Origin of the sequence: Pseudomonas sp. K5002 (assembly GCF_013386655.1) — a bacterium.
Lineage (GTDB): Bacteria > Pseudomonadota > Gammaproteobacteria > Pseudomonadales > Pseudomonadaceae > Aquipseudomonas.
In genome coordinates this window covers 1-8,368 of record NZ_JACARK010000175.1, presented here as the reverse complement: position 1 = coordinate 8,368, position 8,368 = coordinate 1, and the positions used below count along the sequence as shown (strand labels likewise).

The window sequence follows — 8,368 nt, the reverse complement described above, 5'->3', positions numbered from 1 at the left end:
CGGCGATTCATGCCGGGCAACCCCGCCCTGTCGAGACTCGGCGCCTGTTGCGTCAGCCATTGTTCGTCGCTGCGGCGGTGTATGCGCTGGTGGCGGGGGTTCTCACGCTCTCGTGGCGCTGGCCGGAAATCCACGACGCGCTGATGCCGTCGGCGCTCAGTGACCTGCTGTACCCCATCAGCAAGACCGACCTGTCGCCCGTGCGTTTGCTGCACTTCCTGGCCCTGGCCTATGTCACCGCCAAGCTGTTGCCTGGCCACGCCTGGACGCAAAACTGGCTGGCGCAGCAAACCTGCCGCATGGGCCGCTACTCCCTGGAGGTGTTCTGCCTGGGGGTGCTGCTGGCGCCACTGGCAGACATGATCAATGCGATCACCGGCGATGCCTTCGCCATGCAAATCTTCACGGCATTGGTAGGCGCCGGGCTGATGGCGCTGCTGGGGGCCTGGCTGGATTTGAACAAGCGGCTCACCCAACCGGCGCCTCCCGCCACCGCCTGAAAAACAAAAAGCCCCGTAAGGGGCTTTTTGTTGAGCGCAGGAAACTCAGCTCGCGGTGCGTGCCGCCGCTTGAGTCGGCTGCAACTTGAACACGTAGAACAACACCGTCAGCAGCACCAGGAACACCGGCCCCACGTAGAGCGCCACACGGGTGTCCGGGAAGTACGCCATCAGGCCCACCACCAGCACCAGGAACGCCAAGGCCAGGTAGGAGCTGACCGGGTACAGCCACATGCGGTATTTAAGGCCGTCACGTTCGGCCTGGGTCAGGCTCTTGCGGAACTTGAGCTGGGCCAGGAGGATCATCAGCCAGGTCCAGATCGCGCCGAAGGTGGCGATGGAAGTGACCCAGACGAAGACTTTTTCCGGAACCATGTAGTTGAGCAGCACGCCCAGCAACAGCACGAAGATCGACAGCAGCAGCGCCTTGCGCGGCACGCCGTTGCTTGAGGTGGTACCGAACGTGGCCGGGGCCTGGCCGTTCTGCGCCAGGCTGTAGAGCATGCGCCCGGTGCTGAAGATACCGCCGTTGCACGACGACAACGCTGCGGTGATCACCACGAAGTTGATGATGCCGGCGGCGGTCTTGATACCCAGGCGCTCGAAGGTCATCACGAACGGGCTGCCCTGGGTGCCGATTTCGTTCCACGGGTAGATCGACAGGATCACGAACAACGCACCGACGTAGAACAGCAGGATGCGCCAGAACACCGAACCGATGGCACTCGGGATGGTCTTCTGCGGGTTCTTCGCTTCACCGGCGGTGAGGCCGATCATCTCCACGCCCAGGTAGGCGAACATCACCATCTGCAGGGACATCAACACACCCTGCACGCCATTGGGCATAAAGCCGCCGTGGGTCCACAGGTTGGAAATGCCCAGGGCCACGCCATCGTTGCCAAAGCCGAACGCGATGATGCCGACGCCGCCGATCACCATGGCGATGATGGTGACGATCTTGATCAGTGCGAACCAGAACTCGAACTCACCGAAAGCCTTGACCGCGATCAGGTTGATGGTGCCCATGCTGATCAGTGCTGCCAGGGCCCAGATCCAGCGGGGTGTATCGGGGAACCACACGCCCATGTACACGGCGACGGCCGTGATTTCTGCCACGCAGGTCACCAGCCACAGGAACCAATAGTTCCAGCCGGTGAGAAAGCCCGCCAGCGGGCCGAGGTAATCCTGGGCGTAGCGGCTGAACGAACCGGCCACCGGGTTGTGCACGGCCATCTCGCCGAGGGCGCGCATGATCACCAGGATCGCCAGGCCGCCGATGATGTACGACAGCATGATCGCCGGGCCGGCCATTTCAATGGCCTTGGCCGAGCCTAGGAACAGGCCGACGCCGATGCATGCACCGAGGGCCATCAGGCGAATATGCCGTTCGCCGAGTTCGCGTTTCAGCGGACCGCCCTGAGCGGTCTCGCCGTGGGGCAGATGATTGCCAGCTGGCATAGGGATACAACCTCGTCTTGTTATTGGATATGAGCCACCGAGTCCGGGGCGTCATGGCGGGTCTGCCATGGCGTACCGTTGCCGGATCACCTTTTGGGTAAAACGGTCTGGCCGGGCCAGATCAGCGGGGGTGCAGTATAAAAAGCTAAACCCAGGGGTTTTCACTCTATAAACGGCAAGATTCAGCGGGAACTCTCGGTAAAGGCGCCTTTTGCGGAGGAGCATCACCTGGTTAGCGTAGGAATCATCGCCACCAAACGGCGGCGAGTATTGCACGGTAATGGTGCAGCGTCATGCCCCTACCTTTGGCGGGTTTACGGGTGGGGGAGGCTCTAGCTCGACGGTTTGGGGTTATGTGGCGGGGTTATCTGTGACGAGCGGGCTTGTCTGTGGCGAGGGGGCTTGTCCCCCGTTGGGCTGCGCAGCAGCCCCAAAACCTGCCATAAGTTCTATCCAGAAAATGCGGTGTCTTTACTGGGGCTGCTGCGCAGCCCAACGGGGGACAAGCCCCCTCGCCACAGACAAGCCCGCTCGCCACAAATCTACCTTCGAGAAACACGCCGACACTGAACTGCAAGAGAGCACTCCACAGCAGCTGCTAACGTCAATTGACTACTTCCCCTCAAGGAGCAAAGGAATGCTTCATCAACCCAACTCTCATCTGTTACGCCGTGGTCGACATTCAGAATCTGGCCGTCCTTATCTGATTACCGCCGTGGTTCACAACCGGCAACCCCTGTTCAAAGACTTCCATTTGGGAAGACTACTGGTAGCAGAATTCAGGAAGACCCATGAATTGGGAATGGTCGACTCTCTGGCATGGGTCGTCATGCCTGATCACTTTCATTGGCTATTTGAGCTGCAAGGCACAACGTTGTCGCAGGCTGTGGGACGTACCAAATCCCGCAGCACCCTCACCATTAATCGCGCACGCGGCAGCAAAGAACGATTCTGGCAACTTGGCTACCATGACCGAGCAGTGCGTAGCGATGAAGACCTTCGCAAAATTGCCCGCTACATCATCGCCAATCCTCTGCGAGCGGGCCTGGTCGAACATATTGGTGACTACCCACTATGGGACGCAGCCTGGCTCTGATTTTTCCTGTGTGGAGAGGGCTTGTCTGTGGCGAGGGGGCTTGCCCCCCGTTGGGCTGCGCAGCAGCCCCAGTAAACACACCGCATTTCTTCAGGAAGATCTTCATGGCAGGTTTTGGGGCTGCTGCGCAGCCCAACGGGGGACAAGCCCCCTCGCCACAAACAGCATCACACTCACAAATCCCCCCCACTCGCCCACCACCGTCTAAGCTTCAACCAAGTCCGATCAATCTACGTAAATGGATCAATCGACTATGGGCGCTTTATGGCAAAACGCTTCGACCAAGGCTGCGGTATCCACCGATAGCCCGGATGAACAGCCGTTGCCACAAAGCCCTCCTCCCCGCCGACGGTTGTGGTGGCGGCTGTTCTGGCTGGTGCTGCTGATTGCGCTGATCGCCCTGGGCTTTGCCGCCCTGCGGGAAATGCGCACTTCAAGGTTGCAGGCCAAGACCTTCTCCGACATTGCCTCAACCCTCACCTACCAAATGCATTCGGGCCCCAGCGATGCGCGGGTTTACCCTGGCGCCGGGCCCTTTGACAAGCGCCTGGGCTACAGCGCCCTCGGCGAGTTCCTGCCGCGCTTGATCAAGCGTGACTACCTGATCCAGGCTCAAGCGCGCTTCTCCCCCGACCTGATGGCCTACGCCCAGCGCGGCCTGTTCGTGCCCTACCCGGAAAAGATCCAGGCCGGCCTGACCATCACCGATTGCCGCGCCGCGCCGCTGTATCAGTTCACGTATCCACAACAGTTCTACCCAAGCTTTGCGGCGATCCCGCCGGTGGTGGTCAGCAGCCTGCTGTTTATCGAAGACCGCGACCTGCTGGACCCGAAAAACCCGCAACTCAACCCGGCCGTGGATTGGCCGCGCTTTGCCAAGGCCGCCTGGTCCCAGGTGGCGAAGCTTTTGCACCTGCCCGGCCAGACGGCAGGCGGCAGTACCCTGGCCACGCAGCTGGAAAAATACCGCCACTCGCCCGACGGCCTGACCCTGTCCGGCGGCGAGAAAATCCGCCAGATGATTTCTGCCGGCGTGCGCGCGTATCAGGACGGCCCGCAAACCCTTGCCGCTCGCCAGGACATCGTGCGCGACTACCTCAACAGCGTGCCCCTGTCGGCGGTACCCGGCCATGGCGAAGTGCACGGCATGGCCGAAGGCTTGCGCGTGTGGTACGGCGCCGACTTCAACCAGACAAACGCGCTGCTCATCGGCACCGCCCCCAAACAGCTGCCGCAAAAGGGTCTGGCGTTGCGCGAGGTGCTGTCGCTGATGATCGCCCAGCGTCGCCCGTCTCACTATCTGTCCAAGGGCCACAAGGAACTGGCGGACCTCACCGACAGCCACATCCGCCTGCTCGCACAAAACAACGTGATCGACCCGGCGCTGGCCAGCGCAGCCCTCGCCAGCAAAGTCACCTACCGTGACTGGCAGCAACAACCGACGATCCAGCCAATCGAAACCAACAAGGGCATCAGCGTCGCCCGCACTCGCCTGGCCGCCCTGCTCAACCAGCCGCTGTACGACCTCGACCGACTCGATCTCTCTGCCACGAGCACCTTGCAAGCCGACCTGCAAAGCCAGGCCAGCACGTACCTCAAGCAACTCGCCGACCCCGCCTTCGCCGCGCAGATCGGCCTGCTCGGGCCCACGCTGCTGACGCCCGCCAGCACCGCTCAGGTTCGCTACAGTTTCAACCTCTACGAGATGACACCCGACGGTGCCCGCGTGCGCGTGCAAACCGACAGCACCGACCAGCCATTCGACATCAACGAAGGCAGCAAGCTGGAACTGGGTTCAACCGCCAAGCTGCGGGTGATGACCACCTACCTGCAAATCGTCAGCGAGTTGCACGACAAATACGGCGCGATACCCGCTGCCCAACTGCGCAAGATTCCGGTGGACGACCAGGACCGCATCACCCGCTGGGCCCTCGATTACCTGATCCAGAACAGCGACCGCAACCTGCCGGCCATGCTCGACGCCGCCCTCAATCGCCAATACTCGGCCAACACCGGCGAAGGCTTTTTCACCGGCGGCGGCATGCACCACTTCCACAACTTCCGCAGCCAGGACAACGGCCGCAATCCCACCTTGATCGAGGCCCTGCGCGAGTCCATCAACCTGCCGTTCATTCGCTTGATGCGCGACCTGGTGCGCTACACCACCTACCAGGGCCCGAACAACAGCGCCGAGTTGCTCAAGGACGACAACGACCCGCGCCGCCAGGAATACCTGGCCCAGTTTGCCGACCGCGAGGGCACTACGTTCCTGCTCAAGTTCTGGAAAAAGTACCGCAACAAAGATACCCAGGCGCGCCTCGATACTTTCCTCGATGGCATGCACCCCACCGCCATCCGCCTGGCCGCCGTACACCGCTACCTGCTGCCCAACGCCAGCCAGGCGAGTTTCAACAGCTTCGTCCGCTCGCACTTGAGCAGCGTCAAAAGCCCTGAAAAACTCACCGACGAGCGCCTCGAAAAGCTCTACCAGAATTACGGCCCCGGCGCCTACGACCTGCCTGACCAAGGCTATATCGCCAAGGTTCACCCGCTGGACCTGTGGCTGATGGGCTACCTGCTGAACAACCCCGACGCCACCTTCACCCAGGCCACCGCCGCCAGTGAACACGAGCGCCAGGAGGTTTACAGCTGGCTGTTCAAGAGCCGCCACAAGAGTGCCCGCGACAGCCGCATCCGCACCATGCTGGAGATCGAAGCCTTCCTCGATATTCACCAGCGCTGGCAAAAAGTCGGCTACCCCTTCGACCATCTGGTGCCGTCGCTTGCCACGGCCATCGGCAGCTCCGGCGACCGCCCGGCGGCCCTGGCGGAACTGGTGGGGATCATCCTCAACGATGGCGTGCGCCAGCCCACCCTGCGTATCGACAGCCTGCGCTTTGCCGCCGACACCCCGTACGAAACCCGCTTGGTCAACGACCCCAATCGCGGCAAGCGCGTGATGCCTTCCGAGGTGGCCACGGCACTCAAGGGGGCGCTGTCCCAGGTGGTGGACGCGGGCACTGCACGACGCGTGTCCGGCAGTTTCAAACTGGCGGACGGTACGCCTTTGGCCATGGGCGGCAAGACCGGTACCGGCGACAACCGGATCGAAGCCATCGGCGCCGGTGGGCGGATCCTCAGCTCCAAGGCGATCAACCGCACGGCGACCTTCGTGTTCTACATCGGCGAGCATCATTTCGGCACGCTGACCGCCTTCGTCCCCGGCGCTTCGGCCCAGGGTTTCAAGTTCACTTCGGCGTTGCCGGTACAGGTACTCAAGGGCATGGCGCCGATTCTTACGCCCTATCTGCAACCGGGCAACAACAGCTTATGCAGCGTGCGCTGATGGGCCTATCCCTGCGCTTTTCACTTGCGGATTACTGAGGGATCCGCCGCGGTTTCCACCCACTATTCAAACTTATCCGCAGCCGTGCCGGTGCATAGACTCAAGCCTTCTTTTTGAGCTCTACAGGTTGCCCCCATGGCCGACATACCCGACCAGTCCCTGCACCACGCGTTTATCGAAAACGCCCTGCCGCACTGGCTGAAAACCACCTCGCCACTCCGCCTGCGCGCACTCAACGACGTCGCCCACCAAGGCATCCGCCACTATCCCCATGCCAGCGCCAGCCAGCATCAAGCGCTCAAGCCCGCGATCGCCGCACACTGGCAGCAGCAGGCTGCGATGGACCAGCGATTCCAGGCATTGACCGACGTGTACGCCTTCGCCGAACCGCTGCTGAAAAATGCCTTGAAGGCCTATGGCGAGATTGACGTCAGAACCACCTGCCTGCGGCTGTATGCCAGCGCCAAAGTTGCCTGGTGGGTGCACGATTTCAATCGTGGGGAGCAAAGCAAAACCCTGTCGCTGCTGGACGTCGCGCTGGCCAACTTTGCCGCCTCGGACACCTTCGTCGACTACGCCTTCCTGTCCGCCGAAGACCCACGCGGGCAGCGGGATACACTGACCTTGCGCCACTCCATCACCGGCGCCGTATTGACCGCTGAACAGTTCAAGCACATCTGCCGCACCCTGGACCTGGGCGCCCGCTACCAGAAAAGCCTGCGCCAGGCCCTGGGGTTCTATGACCCGGCGGTGACCCGGGCCGTGCGCCTGCAGATGATTGCCACTCAGAAGACTGCCCTGGGTACGGCGGCGCACCTGGCCTTGATCAACCGGGACATCGACGCCGATGCCCACGGCGCCGTGCTCGACCTGATCGCCGGCCGCGTCGCGCTGCTGGACGGTCAGGCGCTTGGATGCCATACCCTGAGCCTGATGAACACGGCATTGACCGGCATCCTGTTGCTGTTTGTCCCGCAGCCCACCCGACCCGTCGGCAAGGTGCTGGTGTACATCCCCGCAGACCCCGAACACCCTCTGAAGCAATACCCTTCGCCTGCGGCCTTCCTCAGCCACCTCACGGAAAAACTGCGGGACAGCCAGCGCTACCAGACCTTCTTCAGCCAGTTCATCGACCACGCCAGGCGCGGTGAATTCTTTGCCGGGCTCAATACACGCTTGAGCCGTGTGCGCTGGCATCAAACCGCCCACACCGACCCGCGCCCCAGCTGGCGCGACACTCCGATCACCCAGCCAAACCTGCAATTCAGCGTGCAGGCTATCGGTGACGATCACATCAATCGCTCAACGCTCGCCGCCGAAAATGACCTGTGGAATTACCAGTACCGCCTCAAGTTGAACAAGATCGTCAACGATGCCCTGGACATCGCCGTGCCCACCGCCACCGCCGACCGCCACGCGCGCTGGGCCTGGTGGGACAACCTGGAAAAAATCCTCGGGGATATCTTCAATGCGGCGCTGCTGGTGCTGACGCCCTTCGTGCCGCTGCTGGGTGAAGCGATGCTCGCCTACAGCCTGTACCAGATCACCGACGAGGTGTTCGAGGGGATTGTCGATTGGGCCCAGGGGCGTGGTGCCGAGGCGGCGGAGCAAGTGGTCGCGGTGGCCGACAGCGTGATCCAGTTTGCCTTGTTCGGTGCTGCCAGCCAGTTGGGCCATGTCGCACGGCTCAAGCTCAGCCCCTTCGTCGAAGGCTTGCGCCCGGTGGTGCGGCCCGACGGCAGCACGCGCCTGTGGCACCCGGATATTGCGCCCTATGCTGTGAAAAACCTCGACCAGCCGCCCATTGTCGACGGCCTGCACACCCATCGGGGCAAGCAGATCCTCGCGCTGCAAGGTACTCACTTCGAAGTGCAGGCAGACCCTGAAACCGGCGACACGCGTATCGCTCACCCGGAGCGCGCCAACGCCTATCAACCCCTGGTGCGGTTCAACGGCGACGGCGCCTTC

The 8,368-nt window shown here is 62.2% G+C and carries 5 protein-coding genes; 4 read left to right on the top strand and 1 reads right to left on the bottom strand.

Translation table 11 applies throughout. The features are described from left to right. Nucleotides 1–500, top strand: a 500-nt coding sequence (gene opgC / locus HX846_RS10005) for an OpgC domain-containing protein (protein ID WP_178965331.1), incomplete at its 5' end; no start/stop codon positions are given. A 45-nt stretch (nucleotides 501–545) separates the two neighbouring features. Here the strand turns inward: opgC and HX846_RS10000 are convergent. Next, entirely contained in the window at nucleotides 546–1,958 is a 1,413-nt protein-coding gene (locus HX846_RS10000; protein WP_003216436.1) for an amino acid permease, read from the bottom strand. A 637-nt stretch (nucleotides 1,959–2,595) separates the two neighbouring features. On the opposite strand from HX846_RS10000, the gene HX846_RS09995 reads away from it, so the two are divergent. The 3 genes from HX846_RS09995 to HX846_RS09985 all read left to right on the top strand — a co-directional run. Further along, a complete protein-coding gene (locus tag HX846_RS09995; RefSeq protein WP_032899435.1) occupies nucleotides 2,596–3,054 on the top strand; it encodes a transposase in 459 nt (152 codons plus the stop codon). A gap of 253 nt (nucleotides 3,055–3,307) precedes the next feature. Beyond that, nucleotides 3,308–6,400 (top strand): transglycosylase domain-containing protein, encoded by a 3,093-nt coding sequence (locus tag HX846_RS09990; protein ID WP_178965330.1) that lies wholly within the window; start codon nucleotides 3,308–3,310, stop codon nucleotides 6,398–6,400. 135 nt (nucleotides 6,401–6,535) lie between these two features. After that, the coding region (locus HX846_RS09985; RefSeq protein ID WP_372241973.1) for a dermonecrotic toxin domain-containing protein at nucleotides 6,536–8,368 on the top strand (1,833 nt) is incomplete at its 3' end.

Bases quoted from the DNA above. Each gene is read 5' to 3' on its own strand.
- HX846_RS10000 (WP_003216436.1), bottom strand. From the start codon at position 1,958: ATGCCAGCTGGCAATCATCTGCCCCACGGCGAGACCGCTCAGGGCGGT.
- HX846_RS09995 (WP_032899435.1), top strand. From the start codon at position 2,596: ATGCTTCATCAACCCAACTCTCATCTGTTACGCCGTGGTCGACATTCA.
- HX846_RS09990 (WP_178965330.1), top strand. From the start codon at position 3,308: ATGGGCGCTTTATGGCAAAACGCTTCGACCAAGGCTGCGGTATCCACC.